The 20076-nt window shown below is 39.7% G+C and carries 24 protein-coding genes and 1 pseudogene; 20 read left to right on the forward strand and 5 right to left on the reverse strand.

Translation table 11 applies throughout. The annotated features are described in order from the left end of the window. The first annotated feature begins 280 nt into the window (after window positions 1–280). The 12 genes from UFB30_RS11110 (at window position 281) to UFB30_RS11165 (ending at window position 8127) form a co-directional block, all read left to right on the forward strand. Window positions 281–499 (forward strand): helix-turn-helix transcriptional regulator, encoded by a 219-nt coding sequence (locus UFB30_RS11110; RefSeq protein ID WP_322421765.1) that lies wholly within the window; start codon window positions 281–283, stop codon window positions 497–499. Between the two features lie 16 nt (window positions 500–515). Further along, complete coding sequence (locus UFB30_RS11115) at window positions 516–1487, forward strand: hypothetical protein (RefSeq protein WP_322421766.1); 972 nt, start codon at window positions 516–518, stop codon at window positions 1485–1487. 262 nt (window positions 1488–1749) lie between these two features. After that, window positions 1750–1995: a helix-turn-helix domain-containing protein gene (locus UFB30_RS11120; protein WP_322421767.1), complete on the forward strand. Its 246-nt coding sequence runs from the start codon at window positions 1750–1752 to the stop codon at window positions 1993–1995. 123 nt (window positions 1996–2118) lie between these two features. After that, window positions 2119–2808 carry a hypothetical protein gene (locus UFB30_RS11125; RefSeq protein ID WP_322421768.1) on the forward strand — a complete coding sequence of 230 codons (690 nt, stop codon included), beginning with the start codon at window positions 2119–2121 and terminating at the stop codon, window positions 2806–2808. A gap of 1 nt (window position 2809) precedes the next feature. Continuing rightward, complete coding sequence (locus tag UFB30_RS11130; RefSeq protein WP_322421769.1) at window positions 2810–2938, forward strand: hypothetical protein; 129 nt, start codon at window positions 2810–2812, stop codon at window positions 2936–2938. A 1-nt stretch (window position 2939) separates the two neighbouring features. Next, window positions 2940–3182, forward strand: a complete 243-nt coding sequence (locus tag UFB30_RS11135) for a hypothetical protein (protein ID WP_322421770.1) — start codon at window positions 2940–2942, stop codon at window positions 3180–3182. Between the two features lie 42 nt (window positions 3183–3224). Then, window positions 3225–3722, forward strand: a complete 498-nt coding sequence (locus tag UFB30_RS11140; protein ID WP_322421771.1) for a helix-turn-helix transcriptional regulator — start codon at window positions 3225–3227, stop codon at window positions 3720–3722. A 167-nt stretch (window positions 3723–3889) separates the two neighbouring features. After that, window positions 3890–4171 carry a hypothetical protein gene (locus tag UFB30_RS11145; RefSeq protein ID WP_322421772.1) on the forward strand — a complete coding sequence of 94 codons (282 nt, stop codon included), beginning with the start codon at window positions 3890–3892 and terminating at the stop codon, window positions 4169–4171. A gap of 455 nt (window positions 4172–4626) precedes the next feature. Then, complete coding sequence (locus UFB30_RS11150) at window positions 4627–6186, forward strand: hypothetical protein (RefSeq protein ID WP_322421773.1); 1560 nt, start codon at window positions 4627–4629, stop codon at window positions 6184–6186. Between the two features lie 108 nt (window positions 6187–6294). Beyond that, window positions 6295–7020 carry a hypothetical protein gene (locus tag UFB30_RS11155; protein WP_322421774.1) on the forward strand — a complete coding sequence of 242 codons (726 nt, stop codon included), beginning with the start codon at window positions 6295–6297 and terminating at the stop codon, window positions 7018–7020. A gap of 15 nt (window positions 7021–7035) precedes the next feature. Then, window positions 7036–7410: a hypothetical protein gene (locus UFB30_RS11160; RefSeq protein ID WP_322421775.1), complete on the forward strand. Its 375-nt coding sequence runs from the start codon at window positions 7036–7038 to the stop codon at window positions 7408–7410. Between the two features lie 15 nt (window positions 7411–7425). Beyond that, on the forward strand, window positions 7426–8127 hold the full coding sequence (locus UFB30_RS11165; RefSeq protein WP_322421776.1) for a hypothetical protein: 702 nt from the start codon (window positions 7426–7428) through the stop codon (window positions 8125–8127). Window positions 8128–8161: 34 nt separating this feature from the next. On the opposite strand, the gene UFB30_RS11170 is transcribed toward UFB30_RS11165, so the two are convergent. Further along, a complete protein-coding gene (locus tag UFB30_RS11170) occupies window positions 8162–9031 on the reverse strand; it encodes a hypothetical protein (RefSeq protein WP_322421777.1) in 870 nt (289 codons plus the stop codon). Window positions 9032–9176: 145 nt separating this feature from the next. Between UFB30_RS11170 and UFB30_RS11175 the strand changes: the two genes are divergently transcribed. Beyond that, entirely contained in the window at window positions 9177–9329 is a 153-nt protein-coding gene (locus UFB30_RS11175) for a hypothetical protein (RefSeq protein WP_322421778.1), read from the forward strand. 81 nt (window positions 9330–9410) lie between these two features. Here the strand turns inward: UFB30_RS11175 and UFB30_RS11180 are convergent. The 4 genes and pseudogenes from UFB30_RS11180 to htpX form a co-directional block, all read right to left on the reverse strand. After that, window positions 9411–9641 (reverse strand): annotated as a pseudogene (locus UFB30_RS11180) (manganese catalase family protein); the annotation flags it as partial. A 144-nt stretch (window positions 9642–9785) separates the two neighbouring features. Next, window positions 9786–10049, reverse strand: coding sequence for a spore coat protein CotJB (locus UFB30_RS11185; protein WP_322421779.1), 264 nt, complete (start codon window positions 10047–10049; stop codon window positions 9786–9788). Window positions 10050–10063: 14 nt separating this feature from the next. Then, the gene (locus UFB30_RS11190) at window positions 10064–10285 is read right to left on the reverse strand and encodes a spore coat associated protein CotJA (RefSeq protein WP_322421780.1); all 222 of its coding nucleotides are present in this window, start codon (window positions 10283–10285) and stop codon (window positions 10064–10066) included. 457 nt (window positions 10286–10742) lie between these two features. After that, window positions 10743–11657: a protease HtpX gene (htpX, locus tag UFB30_RS11195; protein ID WP_322421781.1), complete on the reverse strand. Its 915-nt coding sequence runs from the start codon at window positions 11655–11657 to the stop codon at window positions 10743–10745. Between the two features lie 166 nt (window positions 11658–11823). Here htpX and UFB30_RS11200 point away from each other — a divergent pair, with 166 nt between their 5' ends. The 7 genes from UFB30_RS11200 to UFB30_RS11230 all read left to right on the forward strand — a co-directional run bounded on the left by UFB30_RS11200 (window position 11824) and on the right by UFB30_RS11230 (window position 20066). Further along, window positions 11824–12900, forward strand: a complete 1077-nt coding sequence (locus UFB30_RS11200; RefSeq protein WP_322421782.1) for a flavin monoamine oxidase family protein — start codon at window positions 11824–11826, stop codon at window positions 12898–12900. Window positions 12901–13008: 108 nt separating this feature from the next. Beyond that, entirely contained in the window at window positions 13009–13842 is an 834-nt protein-coding gene (locus tag UFB30_RS11205) for a formate/nitrite transporter family protein (RefSeq protein WP_322421783.1), read from the forward strand. Between the two features lie 195 nt (window positions 13843–14037). Continuing rightward, window positions 14038–14757 (forward strand): hypothetical protein, encoded by a 720-nt coding sequence (locus UFB30_RS11210; protein ID WP_322421784.1) that lies wholly within the window; start codon window positions 14038–14040, stop codon window positions 14755–14757. A gap of 18 nt (window positions 14758–14775) precedes the next feature. Continuing rightward, on the forward strand, window positions 14776–15150 hold the full coding sequence (locus UFB30_RS11215; RefSeq protein ID WP_322421785.1) for a VOC family protein: 375 nt from the start codon (window positions 14776–14778) through the stop codon (window positions 15148–15150). A 226-nt stretch (window positions 15151–15376) separates the two neighbouring features. Further along, window positions 15377–16270: a cation diffusion facilitator family transporter gene (locus tag UFB30_RS11220; RefSeq protein ID WP_322421786.1), complete on the forward strand. Its 894-nt coding sequence runs from the start codon at window positions 15377–15379 to the stop codon at window positions 16268–16270. Between the two features lie 336 nt (window positions 16271–16606). After that, window positions 16607–18223: an FAD-dependent monooxygenase gene (locus UFB30_RS11225; protein WP_322421787.1), complete on the forward strand. Its 1617-nt coding sequence runs from the start codon at window positions 16607–16609 to the stop codon at window positions 18221–18223. A 502-nt stretch (window positions 18224–18725) separates the two neighbouring features. Continuing rightward, window positions 18726–20066: a copper amine oxidase gene (locus UFB30_RS11230; RefSeq protein WP_322421788.1), complete on the forward strand. Its 1341-nt coding sequence runs from the start codon at window positions 18726–18728 to the stop codon at window positions 20064–20066. The last annotated feature ends 10 nt before the right edge of the window (window positions 20067–20076 follow it).

Genomic DNA, 20076 nt, shown 5'->3' on the forward strand with positions numbered 1-20076 from the left:
AGTACCCACAAAATAGATAATATTATTTAAAAGATTCCACAATAATTAATTAAAATAAACTGGTTAAAGATCGGCGGAACTTTGTGGAACTGAATTAAAGATACTGGTATTAATGATTATTCCGCACCTCATCTTGTGGAGGTTGTAAAATTAATAGCATAGCCAATCTATATAATTAGGAAATAGCATACTTCTTTTCTCCAAAGCACGGGTGGACGCACTCGTGTTTTTCTTTTGAAGTATTAGCTATTAAACCCAATACAAAGGAGAGATTGTGGATATGAAAATTCATTTTACGGTAGAAAAGATTGAAGCAATGTTGAAAGCATTTAACCTTTCACAAACCGAATTGAGTAAACGTCTTGGAATTTCTCAAGTCTATATAAATCAAATTATTCGTGGAGAACGAAATATTTCAACCCGAGTTCAAAAAGAATTGAATCGTGTGTATGGAGAGTTATTAGATCGAGTCAAAGTCTTCGAGAACCAAATATCATAAAAAGGAGAGAATTATTGTGAAGTATGCTGTAAAAATTAATTCAAAACATATTGATCCGAGGAATGAAAATAAAATGAGTCCCAAGGAATTATTCTTGTTCGCTCAAATGAAATCACGAGTATCCTATTTTGGAAATCTCGATACAACAATTGACATGCTTTCATGCTTTGTGTCATTCAAGTCTAGGAAGTCTGATAACAAGAAGGAGATCAAGTCAATCATTTCAAACCTTGTTCAAAAAGGTGTAATTGTGGTGGATCAACAAGAGGAATACTTGCGGATCACTTTCCCACACATTGGAGGAAATTATGATCTCATTCCAATGGAGATTCTTGAAAAAGCAATGAACCCTCATGAGTTCATGTTATTAGTTTACATTTACCGATTTGACCACATGAACGGAGAATGTTTATTGTCATATTCTCGTATTATGGAACTCCTTGAGACTTCAAGAGGGAAAGCATTTGACATTGTGGAAGAACTGCTAATGAAAGGTATGATCCACAAGAAAAGTGGTGAAAGATTACAAGATTCTAAACGTCAAGAAATGAACAAATATCAAGTTGCTTTTGTGAAAGCACCTAGTGAAGTTGTTCTTCACGTGGAGCCACTAGACGCTGTTTCTGATTCCTCTGAACCCTCTCAAGAACCACAAGAGACCAATCTTCCTCAAGAACCTCATACCGCTCCAGGAACTGTTTCTGAGACTTTTCGTAAAGAAACAAAAAAAGAGGAGCCTTCTCAAGACCTTCCGCAAGATCAAGAAAAGACTCCAATTAGTGGGCCTGACTATTTCGCAATGTTAGAAAAAGAGAAAAAGGACGACCAACCAAGGGAGAAAAAGTTGGAACGTCCACAAGAACCAAACCTTGAAGGACTACCTGCATTTGTAAAGAAAGCAAAAATGAAAAAGTATGAGAAAGACCTTGGAAAGTATGAAAGAGATTTGAGAGCGGAACAAGGAACCACGGTGGAATTGGTTTTTTGATCCTATCTTCTATAACAATTTTCAATATGTATTGTGACAATCCTCTTGCTCATTTAAGGCTTGGGGATTTCTTTGTCTAAAGGTAGGGTTGTAAAACCACACGTATAGAAGCCTTTAAAAGTAGGGAAAGTTATTCCCTTTGTAATCATGAAGACCTCATGAAAGTTGGCAAAGAGAGAGCGAAGGAACCTAAAACGGTTCCACTTTCTCCTTTGTTCTTAATGTAAAAATAAATATTACATTCAATAAGGAGTTGAGAAAATTGAAAAGAAAAATGAACAAAAAAGAATTGAAAGCTGTTCGTCTTATTCTTGGATTGCAGCAACAAGAGTTTGCGGATATTTTGGGAGTTTCAAAAGGTCACTTATCACGTACTGAAAGCAATGGAAAAGACTCCTATGACGTGAGTGACAAACTTGATGAACTTGTGAAATACAAATTGAATGCAATGGAGATCAACGTTGTTGAAATCCTTGAACTTGCAAAGAAACGAGGAATGTTGAAATGACTTCACAAAGATTAAAAACCATTGGAATGTTCATTGAGAAATATCATTCCGCTTACACGGATCAACAAAGAAAATTGATTGTGGAAATGGCTTATAAATTTTTGAAAGAAAAGGAGAATGGAAATGAGTAAAAAACGATTACAAGATATTCAAAAAGAAATGGATAAACTTCAAGCCACGGGAGAAGACATTGAACTTCAAGTGAAAATGTTGAAATCACAAGCACATGAAAAACGTCAAGAACGTTATTCCCTTATGAAAAAAGATTTTGCAAAGAACAAAGAAGAAATTTTCAAACTTGATAAAGAAGAAAAAGAGTTGTGGGATTCCGTCAACTCCTTGAACGATTTTAAAGAAGAATTGGAAAAGGAGAAGGAAGAAAAAACAAAGGTTCTTGTCTTTGAAGCGGTTGAAATCCGATCGCAAATGGAGAAAAAGTTGAAAGAGGATCAACAAAAAGTGATCCAAGACCTTTTGAAAAAGAAATATATGTATCTAGTGGAAATTGAAAAGACGGTGAAGAAAAACCGCTCCAAGAACGCACAAGAACTTGAAGAAGTGAATGAGTTCATTCTTGAATATGGAAACGCAAAAATGCTTCCACGTGGACAATATACGGAAAAGACTCTTTCCATCGAAACGGGTTACGGGAGAAAGAACCTCCCTTCTCACATGGTTTCTTCTGATGACTACTCAACTTTATTTGGACGTGAAGACCAACAAAACTTCTCATATCGTTTGTTCAAGGAAACGGGAGAAATTGAACTTGATTCAACACAAGCACAAAAGAAATTACGGGAGTTGAAGAAATAAAATGAAGATTGTAAAACGTGAAGGAGAAACGGTTGAGGAATTGCTTGACCGTATGAAGAAACAAACAAAGAAAGACAAGAAACTTCATAATTTCTATGAAAAGAAATGTAAAAAGAAAGGTGGAAAATAACATGAGTGAGAAAACCGCCCGTGAATTATTAGCGGAAGCATATGGAGAAGAAACACAAGGAGGAAAGCAAGTAGAAACCGTGGAGAATGAAACAATTGAACTCACGGAAGAAGAAAGAGAACTTGCATTGAGAGAAGACATTGACTCCCTCCCTCATATGTTAAAAATCCGCATTGGATATATTAAACGGCACATTGAAGCACAAGAAGGAAAAGACAATGACAACGGGAACCCTGACGCTTAAAGGGTTCTCTTTTAATTTGTAAATGAGAAAGGAGGAAGCAACTTGAATAAGTGGGTAAAGAAATTTGAGTATGACGATTCACTCCCACAATTGAGTGAAATTCATGAAGGTCTTGAACAATTTGAAGGAGTTCCATTGGATTCTCCTGGATTCAATTTGAGTCATAGAGATAGAATGATCTGTTTTCTATACACGGTTAAAGAAACAAGTGGAATGACAAGTGACGAAATTGCGGATCAATTTGGACTCACAAGAGCACGTATTTACGCTATCTTGAGAAAAGATGAGTCAAAACGTTATATGTCACATTTGAATGACCTTATGTTTGAAGAATTGTGGCAAGACACCGTTAGGGAAATGAGAAAGATTCTAAAGAAATCTCATAGTGAATCCAATAAAATCAAGGTCATGGAAATGGTGTTGAAATCAAAAGGTATGTACAAGAATGAAATGAGTGTGACGGTTAAACAAGAAGAACAATATGACCTTGAAGCTAAGAAAAGAGAGATCATTGAAATGGACTTGGAGAAATTGGATTAACTCTCCTTGTCCTTTTTGCGTTGGTTTACATGCCACGAGAAGGAGTTGAGGTCTTCATGCCATTATTATTAGTCTGCCAACTACTAATGATGATAAACGGATCACGCCAAAACAAACTTTTTTATGAATGTGTTCTTGCAAAAAGATAATGAAAGGAGTGAAAGTGAATGAGAAAACATGTGTTTGAAGTTGTTGTGAAAGGTTTAGAAATCTCAATTTTAGAGCTTCCATTGGAAGAGCCGTTGTATATTAAATGGATCAAACGTGAGGGACGCTTGCACACGGAGTTCTCAATGTTCCATATTGACGGGAAATATACAAACATTAATCCACAAAGAGACCTCCTTATTTTAGATAAATTATTATACGCACGAGATAACATTTCTTTTCAAGTGAAAAACCGTGAACTATTTCAAGAAAAAATTATGATTACGATTTGGGGAGATTAATTCTCCCTCCCTCTTTTTCATGTATCCAATCAAAACAGTGAAAATGTGGAATGAAGCCACAAGCTTTTACACTTTCTACAAATTTAAATTTAAGTCGTTAAAAAAAACGAAAAATTAGGCGGGAACTACAACATACATAATTGAGCGAATAAAAACTGTAACTTATTCTTTTAGGTTGATTCAGGGATCAAAAAAGCGTTTATTCAAGTATGACTTTGATTTTATGGAGTCCTATAACATTGTAGAAATCTCACAATAATTTAAATAATCGTAATGAATAAGGATCACTTTGTTGGTTTTGAAAACGGTTTGTTCCTATTATGGATATTTATGTTCAATTATCAGGTGTGTGGATTTATTCTCTATTACCTAGAATCAATGGTAGGATAAAAAAGGGAAAATGAAGTAATATGTTGAATTTGTTCAGAATAACGATATATACAAGGGGATTTGTAATGATAGAGATAAAAAATCCATATAGCAGAAAACGATTTTCGCTAAAAGAAAAAGCACAAAAGAAATTTACAAGGCTAGTTGTTCCTTGGATTAGGAAGATTCCGCTTAATGATGATTACAATGCAAAGAGAAGGTTTGTTCCACAATCAATAAATAGATTGAGAATTGATATCGAATATAAAGGGGGAAGCTTATGGACAAATAATATTCCTTCAGGTGTAGAAGTAAATTTAGTTTCAATGTATGTTGCTGAATATATTCCAATTGAAAATATCGACAAACTTAATAAAGGGCTGAAAAAAATTTTTAAGAACTTTGCTCCAAAAAGATTTAATACAAACGATATTTCAAGAATAGATGACTTTTGTCGTAAAGTTAAAGAAAGTATTCATGGAACTCGTTGGAGCAGGTTTGGCTTTCTTGAAATTGATAAAGAACATGAATTGAGTAAGTTTGTAAAGCGAATAAGTGTAAATGGCTCACAAATTTCTTCATCTTCAATAATTATTGAATTTATTATTGAGCCCTCTGATAATTTTCACAAAGAGTACAAGGAACTGATTGAAAAAAACGTAGAAGAAGAAACCGTTCTCACACCTAAATTCAAATATTTCTTTAGCTCTTGGGGTTCCACAACTCCTTCTAATATAATCGCTAAAGAACAAATGGTTGAAGATTTCTTATTAGAATTAAAATGGCGAACTTTAAAAGAAATCAGCAAATATTTCGATATGTATTTTACTATAAATAAGTTAATTCCTCCTAGTATTGAAGTGTATAAAATAAATCAAAATTCATGTGAATTAAAATCAACAAAAAATGAATTTTGGGAATCAATAGGTATGAGAAATAATTATTTACATGAAATATCTAAAGATGGTTATTGGCAGTTATTTGTAAATGATAGGGATACTATTGATAGTTCTATTAAATTTGCTTGTAATAATGAAGTACCTAAAGATGATATGTTTCACAGTCTCGATTTTCAGTTAGAATATCGTATAAAAGAACTGGCATTGCATTTGTTTCCTATTATGGTTATGAGAGACTTCACTCTTAGTCTGAGCAAAAAAATAGCAAAGCAACAAGAAAAAACATTTAAATCAATTAAGAAAGAAAATCCAAATTACAATAAGCTGATAAATATCAGATATGAACTTGAGCAAAATCTTCAGATACTGAAGCGGTTTAAGAATGAAATGGGAAACGATGAATTTGAGTGGATAAAGGGTAAAATCACAAGTAATTTGAATGAATTTGAACCAGCAATAAAAAGAGCAAATCATAAACCTTTTGGAAAAGTCATTGTTGATAACACAATCTTTTTAGTTGGAAAAACAGATACCTTATCCTTGAATTTCGCTAAAATTATTGATGATACAGTTAAGTTGCTTGAATTGAAAACCAACAATTCTTTAAGAACAAGAACTTTTTGGCTGACTGTGTCTACTTCATTATTGTCTGTATTAGCAATTGTTATTGCTACGCTGCAGTTGACTGATGATAAGATTTCAAGAATCAAAGAGTTTTTAGAGTCAATAGCAAATTTCTTTATATGAGACCATTATGGTCTCTTTTTTTTGTATATATTATGTAAGGATTTTTATTGGATTTAGGTAATTTGTAAGATAAACTTTAAATATGAGGAAATATATGGAGGTCTTGTAATGAATTTAATAGAGGACATTGATTCATACATAAACGCAATGAGAGAAATACAAGATTCAATAAATCAGCTTCAAGGAGAACGGCTTTTGAAGAATCACCAAAAGACCTTGCTCTTTAGTTTGTTAGAGACGATCTCAAATGGAGTGTATGGTGATAGATACCGTAATGCAGATAGGTTCAAGAAATTCATCTTGGAGTTTTGTGAATGGGAAGAAGCAGAACGAGTGAGTCTTCAACAATTATTTTTAGTTTTCAAGGAAGGAAAACCGTCTCAAGAATTTCGTGATCTAAAGATACATGTACTTAATGGGTTACAAGACTATCCTCCTGCAAGTCCAGTTCCATTTAGTTGTGACTCAACTCTTGAAGAAATCAAAGCACTAATGCCAAATAATGAAACTACGATAAATGGTGTGGATATACACAATCTTACACACGTAAACCTCTTATGGAAATATCGCAATGCTTTAGTGCATGAAGCAAGGTCAAAAGGTGCAATGGAGTTGTTTGACGGTACTGACTATCCTCACTATGTTCATTTCACAAAGATGGGGAAGAACGGTGAATGGGAAGTTTGGAAAATCTCTTATCCTATTAAGTTCTTCAATAGCCTCATTGATAAAGCGCTGGTGAATGTGAGAGAAACATTCATAGATATGGAACATGATCCAAGAAGTAATTATGACTTTGGTGAACTATGGGTGAAATCAAAACAAATGAAATAAAAAGGAGTTGGTGTTATGTTAAAGAGATTATTTGGGATCAAAAGTAAAAAAGAAAGTGAACCGCAAAAAATTGAAAATAATGAATCAAACTTCAATACTCAAGTGGAGAGAAACCTTCAAGGGAAAGAGTTAGAGAGTCAAGGTAAGCTTGAGGAAGCTAAAGAATTATATCATCTAAACGTAAATGAAGGTTTTGAAGGAAACCACCCGTATGATCGGCTTGCAATCATTTACCGAAAAGAAAAAGCGTTCGATAAGGAAAATGAAGTTTTAGAGAAAGCTATCAATGTCTTTGAAAGTAAGGTAAGCAATGAAAGAGCGGATCGACAACCAAAGTTGGAACGCTTTAAAAAGAGACTTGAAGACGTGAAGAAGAAAGCCTCTCAATAAGAAAGGAAATATCTAATGAATGATATTCTTACAACAATCCTGACAAGTGGGATTACAACTGCAGGTATATTGGCATTATATCGACATTTTTTAAGTAGAAATATTGAAGCGTTCAAGAGTAATTTATTATTTGACTCACAAAGGAAGGTTCATGACTTCCAACTATTCACCACCAAGAAACATGAAACTTATCCAAGGTTATACGGGTTGTTATACAAGTCAACAGATTCAATTTTAAATGTAACAAGTTGGTTCCAAGAATATCCTTCATTTGTGGAATACTCAAAAACTGATTTAGAAAATTATTTAAGTAAACACGAACTTTTAGAGGTTGATAAAAATAGAATTCTTTCTCTTTGGGAAACCGATAAACAAAAAATGCAAAAAGAATTACACACTCTTATACAAAATGAAAAGTTTTATGAAGCGGATCAATTAAGAATTGACGCATACAGATTGTTTAGCGAATCATTACTTTATCAATCAGAAGACGTTAAAAAGATTGGTGAAGAAATAGTGAAGAAACAAAGAGAATTGCTTTTAGACCATGATTGGTATAGACAAGAAGTTGAACCAAAAGAGAGGAAGGAAATACGTAACAAAATTAAAGTACATAAAGACACACTTGATAAATTAAGAAAAGAATTGTTGGAGACAATGAAAACAGAGTTGACCGTGGGATATTATGAAGAAACTCAAATGAAATCAACAACATGAAGCAAAGAGGAACCTTAATTGGCTCCTCTTTTTTTTATGTGTTTAATTCATTCAAACACAACGAAATTAATGCAATCATTCTAAAGAAAAGGTAATCAACATGTTTTTTGTCGTTTACTTTTATCTTACCTCTTTCAAAGTGCCTAATTTGAAACTTATTCCCTATATCCGTTAAAGATCGAAATTCAGCTTCCAATACTTCATCAAAGTTGTTAGTACCACGAGCAACTTCTTCAATCAATGTATTTGCTGAGTTTCGTTTGTTCATACCTTCATAATAAGTTTTCATTCTCTCATATGCGTCCCAAATTTTTTCAAGGGCAAATGTTCTTTTTTCTATTTCAGGTTTGTGTATATTATCAATTGCCAACTTTATTAATTCATTTAAATTATCATCATTAGTTTTCACTGGAAGATCGTTTATTAAATTACCCATTTCTATGGGTAATTGTCTCTTTATATTTCCATTTTCATCAACGTAAAAGACAATTTGATTTCTTTCAAATATTTGGTTGACTTCTTTTCTAAAGGCTTCCTTCTTTTCATTTGTGCTCATGGTGATATATGTATCTCTACCAAAAAAGTCAGTCTCATCATAATACACATCTGAGATTTTAGAATAACAATATTGAACAAAATCCAAGACAGAATATTTATTTGGAAAATTCCATTCCTCAAATTGTCCAAATTCTTCAAAAGAAGGAATATAACCTTTAATATCAGCTATTAATGTTTTTCTATCTGTACCAATTATTTGTCTTCTATCGTTATACATAGGGAAGTGTTTACAAAAACAAAGTTCATACCTGTTGAAAATACCTACAATTGCATTAAAAACATTAAAGTTAATTTCTTCGGAATTTAACTCTTTTTTTCCAAGTTCATTATCACTAAAAAAGTCCAAATTTCTTCCTCCTTCTAATACCAATATTTTCATTTTACTATTACAAAAGAAAGTTGACCACGAAAAGTCACATATTTTTCTCGATGTTGTTACTCCGAATAGGACAATCTCTTGTCCTCATAACCTGTATGGAGGGGGAGACAACATGGAGAAGACTATCATTGATGAATACACGAGCGGAAAAGAACCAATTGAGGAACATAAGATTGAAGGTGTAGGGATCGTGAAAGTGTATGGAGAATTGAACGTGGAAAAGTTAGTGCAACGATTACTCAAAACAAAATACATGGCAATATAATAAGGAAGCAAGGTGTGAGATTGATCCACTCCAATGCTTCCTTTTCTTTTTGTATATTGATTGCATTTTATAATTAATTTGTTTGTAAATCATTGTTGCAATCATTTCAAGATGGGCAAATTCTTCTGTCGCAATATCATTCAACACGCCGATCACTTTATCCGGAATGGTGTAGCGCTGATTCATATAGCGAAGGGCAGCAGCGAGTTCACCATCAGCGCCGCCGTATTGCTCCATTAAGTATTTTGCAAGGGTAGGGTTACATGTACTGACTCTTACAGGATACATAAGCTTTTTTTCATAGCTCCACAAATCGCATACCTCCTTAATTAAAAGCGGAAGGCGCTTGCTCAGCTGCGACAAGCATAAGACGCGGAACGAAAAAGGGCGAACTTTCCCTTTATCGTTCAGTGGCTTATGACTCGAGCAGGTAGCGCCAGAAGCTGGATAAAGTGCTTAGACCTGCCATGGCCATGGGGATTCAGCCCATTCCCAGTGCTGGAGTTCCTGCGTCGGCATTCCAAAACGAAGCGGACCAAAACACGCTTCAAATTCAGTCTTCAGTCTGCTGCTATAAGCACTGTAATAATTGTACTGCTGAATCGCCTGCGCATCATCAGGGTGGGTATTAAGGTAGAGCACCAGATCATAAATCACAAAATCTATTGCCTGAATCGCCTCAAGCTTTGTGTAATACTCTTTTGGCAGCTGTCTTTCCATCGGGTGAACCTCCTTTATCCGCGATAGGGGCTCTCGTAGTAATCAAAAAACGGTTCCCAGAGCGTGCCTTTTTTGAGTGCTTCTAAAGGTGGGAACTGGGGGAAATCAGGTGGCTGGAATCCGATAAATAAGTTTGGCGGTACGACATATACTTTTGGACCAAGCGGCGGGCATGGATCGAACATTCCCCGGAATGGAGTGTGAAAACGTCTGAATGGGTTATTCGGCTGAGACATAGCTGTCCCTCCTGTGGATTCATATTACCTGAAGAGTATATGCTGGTGGGGAAGGGAGTAGAAGTGGTGATTGTCGGTATAGTTACTGGAGTTGTAGCGATACACCTGGGAGGTTATCGCTATCCCCGGCTAGGTTGTAGCAGTTCGTCCAGCAGATGTCTCAATCTCATACTTCGAATGCCGCACCACACCCTCTTAATGCATTTAAGAAACTAAGTCCTGGTTTCCCAAATGCATGCAGGGCTGCAGCAGCCGTTTGTCGCTATTTTTGCTGGGGGTGTAGTAATCAGGGCTGAGTATGTAGCGATACACCCGGAAACCTGTAGCAATTCACGCCGTTTTTGTAGCGTTCCACTCAAATGGATGTCCTATCGACCACTTTGAGTGTAGCCACGGTTCCCGTTTTAAGTCCAAACAAAAAAGAACCGCCATCCCAGGCGGTTCCTTTCTAATCTAATTATCGCTGTTCCAAACGTGCAATACGCTCATCAAGATCCGGATGAGTAGAGAACAATCTCATTACGCCGCCCTTACCACTGATTTTCATCGTAGCAACAGCTGAATCATCTGTATGATCTTTTACATTTGTACGGTTAACCTGTGCTTTTAATGAACGCAGTGCGTGCGCCATTTTATCATTACCTGCTAAATCACCGCCACCACGGTCTGCATGGAATTCACGGTGTCTTGAGTAGGCACTCACAACCAGGCTTCCGAGAATCGAGAATAGAATCTGGAAGATAATGATTGCTGCGAACTGCACCACAAACTGCAGATCTTCACGGACAAAGCGGCTGAGTATGATCGCAACGATACGCGACAGAAATACAACAAATGTATTCACGATACCCTGAAGCAATGTCATTGTTACCATATCTCCATTTGATACGTGTGCCACCTCGTGTGCGATGACGCCTTCAACTGCATCGTCATCCATGTTATCTAGAAGCCCCTGAGATACCGCTACAAGTGACTTCTTTTTAGAAGGACCGGTTGCAAAGGCGTTGACTTCAGGAGACGGATAGATCCCGACCTGCGGCATATGCGTTAAGCCTGCAGCACGTGAAAAGCGGTGTACCTTTTCAACTACCTCACGTTCCTGTGCAGTCAGGCTGCCATCCGGATCTAATACCTTTACCTTCATCATCCATTTAGCCATCATGCGTGACATTGCAAGCGAGATGAATGATCCTGCAAAACCTACAATTAAACTGAATACACCCAGCGAAATGAAATCAATACCAAGCCCTGGTCCACCTGTCTGGAATGAACCGTTAATTCCTGTATATGAAACAATGAGTGACCAGACGATCACAATTGTCGTCATGACAAGGATGTTCGTTAAAACAAAAAGTAAAATTCTTTTGCCCATTTATGCGCCTCCTAATAGATTAGTTTGTGATTATTGTAGCATAGTTTTCTTTGGAAGGCGTGACAAAAGAATGGCGGAATATTGCTTCATTAAAGCGTCTTAATTGTTTAAGTGAAAAACGGTCAGTACAATTAAACCATGATCTAAACAGACAGGAGATTTTAACATGAATCAACCAGTACTTATCGTCGGAGCAGGGTTAAGCGGTTTATATACGGCATCATTACTTTCAGACAATGGAATCACGTGTAAAGTGATCGAATCAAGAGACAGAATCGGAGGAAGGGTTCTGTCTGAAGAGGCTGCAGGGTCAAGGTTTGACCTGGGACCAACCTGGTTTTGGCCGGAACATGAGCCAGCCATTACAGCGCTCATAAAAAAGCTCGGATTAAAAACATTCACCCAGCACACAAAAGGTGAACTGTTATTTGAACAGGCTGCTGACAGCCCTGCACAGCGACATACCCTGCCTGCTCATGCGGCTGAACGGTCGGAGCGCGTTGAAGGTGGCATGCAGTCACTGATCGAAGCAGTCGCAAAGACGCTCCCTGCCGAAACAGTGGAATTAAATACAACGGTAACTGAGATTGAAATGAATCAGAAAAATGAAGTGAGCGTTCATGCAGTGAATGGAGATGAGGAGGACGTGTCGTATGAAGCAGCCTCAGTCATACTTGCACTTCCCCCGCGCCTGTTGAAAAGGATTTCCTTTTCACCTGAGCTGACCGGATTGTCTGATCTGCCAACCTGGATGGGTGGGCAGGCAAAAATCATCTCAATTTATGATCGTCCTTTCTGGCGTGAAAAAGGTCTTTCGGGTCAGGCGATGAGCTGGATCGGACCACTTCAGGAAATTCATGATGCATCACCGCAAAAAGGACCCGGTGCACTGTTTGGCTTTTTCAGCTTAACAGCTGCACAGCGGCTTGAAATAGGAGAAGAAAAAGTAAAGACCCTTGTGAAGGATCAGTTTGAGAGGTTATATGGTCGGGAAGCCGGACAGCCGGTTGCTTTATTGTATAAGGACTGGGCAACAGACACTGATACAGCAGCAGATGAAGATGCGCTGCCGCTGACTGATTTCCCCCAGTATCAACCGCAGCGTCCATTTGATGTAAAAGATCCCTGGCACCATACATTATTCTTTGCCGGAACAGAAACATCTTCAGGATCCGGGGGGCATTTAGAAGGGGCGATCCGGTCAGCAGAGCGGGTGGCTGCCTCAATCATCAAGCTGAATTAACTAATTAATCTAATATTAAAAAACACTATTGTACTGTTAGCGCTTACCCATTTACACTGATCTGTGAATTGAATCACAAAATTTACATGGAATTCAGGATGGTGAAGAATGGAACAGTCTACAATTGAGAAATTATTAGGCGCCGCTACTTTAAAAAGAGACTTACTGAAGGAGCAGCCAAATCATTATATAGTACGTGCGATGCTTGCCGGCATGTATGTGGGAATGGCCGTTGTGATGGCATTCCGCCTGGCGCAGCCGTTTTACGAGGCAGCATCACCGGCGACTTATTTTATTAATGCAATCTTCTTTGGCGTTGCATTTTGCTTAATTTTATATGGGAAAACGGAGCTTTTTACATCAAATACGATGTATATGGTCGTCGGCGCGATGAAGAAAAAGACGAACTGGATGGACACACTGCGCGTATGGGGCGCATGCTACCTTGGGAATCTGGTCGGTATTTTATTTTTCACAGGACTCATTGTGATGACCGGACTTTTTGCCACAATGGACCCGGCAGAATCTTATCTGATCACGGCTGCTGAAAAGAAAATGAACCTGCCTTATTCAGAGATGTTCTTCAGAGCGATCCTTGCCAACTGGCTTGTCTGTCTGGCTGTATGGATTCCGCTTCAGGTAAAGGATGACATGTCTAAAATTGTACTGATGATTTTATTTGTCTTCACCTTCTTTATTTCCGGATATGAACATAGCATTGCAAACATGGCACTGTTCTCAATCGCACTGACAGCACCGCACACGGCACTTGTCACTGTACAGGCAGCGGTAGAAAACGTGCTGATCGTCACGCTTGGTAACATCGTTGGAGGCGCGTTCTTTGTAGGCGTTCTCTACACATATCTCAACTCAGTAAAGAAAGAAAAAGAACTTACATCATCTGCTAAAGCGTCAACGCATAAGGCTGCTTTAGAAAAATAATGAACAACAGACTGTCTTTATTCAGTGGGAACTGAGTAAGGGCAGTTTTTATTTTACATAAATTCAATTGAAATATTTTACATGCAAAAAAAGGTATTTCAGCGGCTGTATTGAATAATACCCTTTATTGGAATCATTTGTAGTGAGAAAAAGGGTGGGGGGAGTCAACTGAGTCCGGCTGAAAATATCAATTTTATGATCATTGCATTGGCGGTACTGCTATTGATCGGGATCACGTGGGGGATACTGAGAAAGAAAAGAAAGGCTGCAATGTCAATCTCAATTCTGCTGATCATTGTTTACGCGGCTGGTTATGTCTATTATCCAGTCTATAAAGAACAGACACATGCCAAGCGCTATAGTGAAATGATAGCTTATCTGGGTGCAACTTATCCGGAAGAAACCTTCAGTGTAAGACCGGAAAAATATGAAGAGGGTGTTACGGTCGGAAGATTTAATATTGCACGTGCAGGTACACCGGAAATGGGTGTCACCATGAAGGTGGATCAGGATGGTCACGTAATTCAGACAGGTACCTGGACAGATAAAGCCGCTCCGGAGCAGGAAGAGCTGTGGCGTGAGATCAGATTTATCCGGAGTCCTGGTTACAGCCTGGATCAGGAGCTTCCAGAGGTGCAAAAAGTGGATCAATTGATTGATGGCGATTTAACGGTATTTGCACTTGAGATCAACCAGGCTCCCGCGATTGCTGTATTTAATTACAATCAGGGCGGATACAGCCTGCTGGCATTTGAAGAAGGTCATAAAAATGAATTTGTACAGGCAGAATCTGAAGGGTATCTGTATGTGTATATTGATAAAGCTTTTAAAAGAGACAGGATTGATCTTTTGAACAGGGAAGGTGAAACGCTTGATATCTCTGGACAAAAAGGCATGCTGATCGTAAAAAAATAATATAATCAGGAGGCTCATATGTTTACAAAACTCGGACAGGTCATGTTGTATGTCAAGGATCAGCAGGCAGCCAGACGTTTCTGGACAGAAAAAGCAGGTTTTCAGGTCATTGCAGAAGAAAGCTCACACGGTATGCACTGGATTGAGATCGCACCTGATCAGGACTCGGAAACCACAATTGTCCTTCATGACAAAGCAGCTGTTGAGAAGATGTCACCGGGTGTTCATCTCGGCACACCTTCCCTGATGTTTTACAGCCATCAGCTTGACGTACTTTATCAGGATCTTACAGCAAAAGGCGTAACGGTCGGGGAGATTGTGGAGATGCCGTCCGGAAGGGTATTTAATTTTGCTGATGATGAGGGTCAGTATTTTGCAGTGATGGAAAAGTAAAAGTGTGAACTTAATTGAATAAATTCTATACTGATAGGGAATTTCTTTCTATATACCAATAGAGAGAAATTCCTTTTTGCCTTCAGTCAACTTTTTTCCCTTTGATTCACTTCATTTAACACCCTAAACACTAATGACTCCCTATAAAAAGGTTTGTATAGACCCACTCAGGGGCAGTCTGGTAGGATAATGAAGCTGCAACAAATTTGCACAGGTGGTGTTGGAAATGAACAATCGATTTAAAGAAGCGGAATTTGCCACATGGGTCGGAATCGTGGCAAACACGCTGTTAACGATATTAAAAGGTGTATTCGGTTATATTTCAGGAAGCCGGGCACTTGTGGCGGATGCGGCTCACTCTGCTTCAGATGTAGCCGGGTCAGTCGCTGTGCTTGCCGGACTCCGTACAGCAAGAAAACCGCCTGATGAAGATCACCCTTATGGTCACGGGAAAGCAGAAAATATCGCGACAATCATTGTAGCGATTCTGCTCGTGGTTGTAGGTGTGGAGATTGCGACTTCATCAGCAGGGGTTTTCTTTGGAGAGGTGCCTGAAGCGCCGGGCACGATTGCGCTTGCTGTCATTTTATTTTCTATTCTTGTAAAAGAAATTCTATTTCATTATAAAAAACGGATCGCTAAAAAAATTGACAGTTCTGCGCTGATGGCTGAAGCCTGGCATCACCGGTCTGATGCCCTTTCATCTGTCGCTGCGTTCCTGGGGGTTGGAGGTGCAATCCTTGGTGAAAGAATGGACCTCACATTTTTACTGTATGCCGATCCGGTTGCAGGATTAATTGTCTCGCTGATTGTTATCAAAATCGGTTTTTCACTCGCGAAGGAAGCCGGTTCAATCATGATGGAGCAGGTGCTTGATTCCGATAAAACAAATCCATTCGTCGAAACAGTCATGGCAACACCCGGTGTTAAACGGGTAGATGAGCTGTTAGCCAGAACGCACGGTCATTACATTGTCATTGATATTAAGGTAAGCGTGGATCCATACATCACTGTAGAAGAAGGACACCGCATTTCTAAAAACGTAAAACGCCGGTTGCTCGAGCGCCATCAGGATATCAATAACGTGCTGGTTCATATTAATCCGTATAACGAAGAATGATTTCCTTTCATAAATATGTTCAGACACGCATGATGACGCTGAATAAGGGTATCGGTAAGGTAGGTAATTTATTTTACGCTTTATTAAAGTCCATTGTTGTTTCTGCACAGCTGGTGATTGAAGCGTAAGGGGGCGACTCCTGCGGGCTCAAGGACAGGACCAAAAAACGGTCCACCGACGGAAAGCGTCCCCCTGAAGCGGAAATTAACAGCCAACTTTAACAAAGCGTTATTTTAAAGGATTCCATATTAAATATAGTTAGCAGGATTGAAAATGTGCTAACGTAATGAAAAGAATCTGTGCCTATCAGCTGGATGAACGAAAGGAGCACGTCTCATGGCTGTGATCGAAACAGATGTACTGATTATCGGAGCAGGACCCGCCGGACTTATGGCTGCAAATGTCATGACGAAGCGGGGCGTGGACTATATCTGCCTGGAGAAAAAACCGGGCCGTTCAGTGCTGTCAAAAGCACTTGGGATCCAGGCGAGGTCACTTGAGCTGTTTGAATTCCTCGGCGTCAACAAGCCTTTTTTAAAAAGAGGCTATCCGGGCCCCGGTGCAAAGCTTCACCTGGCCGGAAAGCATCCATCTTATGTTGAAATGTATCATATAAAAAGCAGATATCCTTACCTGCTCATTATTCCGCAGGATGAAATTGAAGAAATATTAGAGAATCATCTCAATGAAAGAGGCGGACAGGTTTTCAGGCAGCACGAAGTCCTTGATGTTGTGCAAAAGGATAACGGTGTGTATGTAACGGCTGTTCACAATGGCATCACCAAAACATACTTTGCCAAATATCTGCTTGCCTGTGACGGTGCGCACAGTAAAGTCCGTAAAGAACTCGATGTGCCATTTATCGGTGAAGATGAAGGCATCACATTCTTTACAGGTGACGTTGAAATTCCCGACATGAAAGAAATTCATATTAACCTTCACCTGAATGACAGGGGGGCTGCCGCATTCTTTCCATATAAAGACGGCACCTACCGCGTTGTCGGCTTTGACCGGACAAGGCAGGGCGGTCCGCGCAGGCGTGAAATGAAGCTGCACGAACTTCAGACAACGCTGGATACCATTCTTGACCACTCTTACAAAGTCCAGCATCCGAAATGGCTTGCCTACTTCGGCACAGCACACAGACAGGTACCGAATTACCGTGTCGGAAATGTATTTTTCGTTGGAGATGCAGCGCATGTCAACAACCCACTCGGCGGTCAGGGAATGAATATCGGACTTGAAGACGTCGGAAATCTCTGCTGGAAAATTGACACGGTTTTAAAAGGCTATGCGGGCAACCCATTTTTAGATACGTATCACGAAGAACGTGCGCCTGTAGCCAAAGAAGTCATCTTTAATACCACAATGGAGCTCAAGCTCATTCACATGAAAGGGTTACTCGGCACAGCTAGAAACTGGTCGGGAAAAGCAGTCCTGACACAAAAATGGGTTCAGTCCAGATTCGCCAATGCCCTTTCTCACGTGCACAGTGATTATGATAAAACACCGATTAACCGTTCATTTAAAGACAAATCCTTACCGCGAAAAGCAATTCAGGCCGGCGAACGCGTACCGGACCAGATTCTTTTTAATGAAGGAACCACAGATGAACGCCTTTACCCGCTCATTCAGCGGATCGGCTACGTCTGCCTGATTTATATTGACTGCTATGAGCAGGACCTGATTGACTATGCGTATGACTTCGCCCATGAAGCGAACCGGGCGTTTCCGGATATGCTGAAGGTCTATCTCGTTGCGCGTGGCGGCACTGTCATCACAGAGCGGGACGAGCTCCCGATTATCTACGACGTGCATCGCGACCTTGATCAGAACCTCGGGATGCAAAAGGGCAGCACGCTCTTCATCCGTCCGGATGGCCACGTCGGCTTCCATGATGGATCAGCTGATGTGAGGAAAGTGATGGCGAAGCTGAAGCGGTATTTTATTTAAATATTTAATGTTATGAAGAAGCCTTGCTTTTTGGGGGGCTTCTTTTTTTGTTTGGAAGTGTTTGGACGGATGGGGGGCTGGTTGGGCGGCGATTGGTACAAGATCGGAGTGAATAGCTACAAGTATCCGGGCGTATCGCTACAACTTCAGCCGAGATTGCTACAACTCCGGCAGAAACACCGACAACTGGCGTCAGCTGCCCTGCATGCCTTTAGGAAACAGATCTTTGGTTACTTAAGGGCATGAAGAGGATGGTTGAAACAACCGCAGTGTGTGAAAGGTCATGGTCGGCCGGCGATTGCTACAAGATTGGGGTGAATGGCGACAAGAATCCGGACGTATCGCTACACCTCCGGGCGTAATTGCTACAACTCTGGTGGAAACACCGACAAGCAGCACCGGCTGCCCCAAAAAACTTTTTTCAAAAAAAGTGATCCAAAACAAAACTCCTTACGTTAGCTGTTCAGAGAAACATAATACAGTTCAGAAAAGGAGACATATCATGACAAACAAAAAATTACTTAAACGAATCGCAGCACCCGTACTTGGACTATCATTAATCGCACCTACTACAGGGCTTGCAGCAGAGGAGCCAACGGCAATCACGCCGGCATCGGATCTCCGTTCAACATTGGATCAGTTACTTTCAGAGCATTATGTACTGGCAGTGAATGCGATGGTGAAGGATTACAACGATGCACCGGATGAAGAGCAGGCTTATGCAGCGCTTGAACAAAACGCATTAGATATGACACCGGCAATCGAATCAATCTACGGTGCAGAAGGTGCACAGCAGTTTGAAGATATTTTCGTTAATCATAACGATTACTCACCGGACTTTGTGGAAGCAGCAAAATCAGATGATGCTGATTTAAGAGCACAGGCAGAAGCGGAGGTTGAAGAATTTACACAGGAATTTGGCGGTTTCCTGGCGACAGCAACAGAAGGGAATCTTCCTGAAGAAGCGGCAGTAGAAGTACTTGTTGCACACGAACAGGATGTTATTAGCGCTTTTGACAGCTATGTAGAAGGTGACTATGAAGCTTACTTCACTCACTTCATGGAAGGCTATGACAGAATGTTTGATATCAGTAAAGCACTATCTGTCGCAATCGTAACGCAAATGCCGGATAACTTTGAAGGATCAAAAGCAGATGCACCGGCAGCTGACCTGAGATCTACTCTTAACAATCTTGCAGCTGAACACTTTGCACTTGCAGCAATGAGCATGCAAAAAGGTGTAAGTGGTGCTGAGGATTATGACTTTGCAACATGGGCTGAAGATATGCACACAGATGAATTCACTGCAGCAATCGGTTCAATCTATGGTGAAGAAGGCGCAGCACAGTTCAAGGAGCTTTGGACTGGAGAGCACATCAATGCTCAGGCTGACCTTGTAAGTGCAACAGTAGCAGGTGATGAAGAAGGAATTGCCGCAGCAAAGGAAAGTCTTTCAATGTTTACTGAAGAATTCGGTATGTTCCTTGCAACAGCAACTGAAGGAAATCTTCCTGAAGAAGCAGCAGTGTCATCATTGAAAACACATGAAGACCAGGTTGTAAAAACGTTTGAATCATATGTAGCAGAAGACTACCAGACAAGCACTGACACATTCCGTGAAGGCTATGCGTTCATGTTTGGTGTAGGTGAAGCACTTGGTGATGCAATTGTGAAACAGATGCCAGATCAGTTCGCTTCAGATATGCCGGCTGATATGCCTAACACAGGTCTTGGCGGAGCAGCAGAACAGCAGACACCAGCAGCAGTTTGGGTAGCAATTGCAACAGCAATGCTTGCAGCAGCAGGATTTGCTGTTAAGAAGAAAACAGCTAACCAGGAATAATAGTCTCACT

It is taken from the genome of Jeotgalibacillus haloalkalitolerans (genome assembly GCF_034427455.1).
GTDB classification, from domain to species: domain Bacteria; phylum Bacillota; class Bacilli; order Bacillales; family Jeotgalibacillaceae; genus Jeotgalibacillus; species Jeotgalibacillus haloalkalitolerans.

What these genes read in the sequence shown, in the direction of transcription:
- UFB30_RS11155 (WP_322421774.1), top strand. Translation starts at nt 6,295, where the DNA reads ATGAATTTAATAGAGGACATTGATTCATACATAAACGCAATGAGAGAA.
- UFB30_RS11145 (WP_322421772.1), top strand. Translation starts at nt 3,890, where the DNA reads ATGAGAAAACATGTGTTTGAAGTTGTTGTGAAAGGTTTAGAAATCTCA.
- UFB30_RS11225 (WP_322421787.1), top strand. Translation starts at nt 16,607, where the DNA reads ATGGCTGTGATCGAAACAGATGTACTGATTATCGGAGCAGGACCCGCC.
- UFB30_RS11130 (WP_322421769.1), top strand. Translation starts at nt 2,810, where the DNA reads ATGAAGATTGTAAAACGTGAAGGAGAAACGGTTGAGGAATTGCTTGAC.
- UFB30_RS11205 (WP_322421783.1), top strand. Translation starts at nt 13,009, where the DNA reads ATGGAACAGTCTACAATTGAGAAATTATTAGGCGCCGCTACTTTAAAA.
- UFB30_RS11210 (WP_322421784.1), top strand. Translation starts at nt 14,038, where the DNA reads ATGATCATTGCATTGGCGGTACTGCTATTGATCGGGATCACGTGGGGG.
- UFB30_RS11190 (WP_322421780.1), bottom strand. Translation starts at nt 10,285, where the DNA reads ATGTCTCAGCCGAATAACCCATTCAGACGTTTTCACACTCCATTCCGG.
- UFB30_RS11230 (WP_322421788.1), top strand. Translation starts at nt 18,726, where the DNA reads ATGACAAACAAAAAATTACTTAAACGAATCGCAGCACCCGTACTTGGA.
- UFB30_RS11165 (WP_322421776.1), top strand. Translation starts at nt 7,426, where the DNA reads ATGAATGATATTCTTACAACAATCCTGACAAGTGGGATTACAACTGCA.
- UFB30_RS11125 (WP_322421768.1), top strand. Translation starts at nt 2,119, where the DNA reads ATGAGTAAAAAACGATTACAAGATATTCAAAAAGAAATGGATAAACTT.
- UFB30_RS11150 (WP_322421773.1), top strand. Translation starts at nt 4,627, where the DNA reads ATGATAGAGATAAAAAATCCATATAGCAGAAAACGATTTTCGCTAAAA.
- UFB30_RS11215 (WP_322421785.1), top strand. Translation starts at nt 14,776, where the DNA reads ATGTTTACAAAACTCGGACAGGTCATGTTGTATGTCAAGGATCAGCAG.
- UFB30_RS11135 (WP_322421770.1), top strand. Translation starts at nt 2,940, where the DNA reads ATGAGTGAGAAAACCGCCCGTGAATTATTAGCGGAAGCATATGGAGAA.
- UFB30_RS11175 (WP_322421778.1), top strand. Translation starts at nt 9,177, where the DNA reads ATGGAGAAGACTATCATTGATGAATACACGAGCGGAAAAGAACCAATT.
- UFB30_RS11110 (WP_322421765.1), top strand. Translation starts at nt 281, where the DNA reads ATGAAAATTCATTTTACGGTAGAAAAGATTGAAGCAATGTTGAAAGCA.
- UFB30_RS11160 (WP_322421775.1), top strand. Translation starts at nt 7,036, where the DNA reads ATGTTAAAGAGATTATTTGGGATCAAAAGTAAAAAAGAAAGTGAACCG.
- UFB30_RS11185 (WP_322421779.1), bottom strand. Translation starts at nt 10,049, where the DNA reads ATGGAAAGACAGCTGCCAAAAGAGTATTACACAAAGCTTGAGGCGATT.
- UFB30_RS11200 (WP_322421782.1), top strand. Translation starts at nt 11,824, where the DNA reads ATGAATCAACCAGTACTTATCGTCGGAGCAGGGTTAAGCGGTTTATAT.
- UFB30_RS11220 (WP_322421786.1), top strand. Translation starts at nt 15,377, where the DNA reads ATGAACAATCGATTTAAAGAAGCGGAATTTGCCACATGGGTCGGAATC.
- htpX (WP_322421781.1), bottom strand. Translation starts at nt 11,657, where the DNA reads ATGGGCAAAAGAATTTTACTTTTTGTTTTAACGAACATCCTTGTCATG.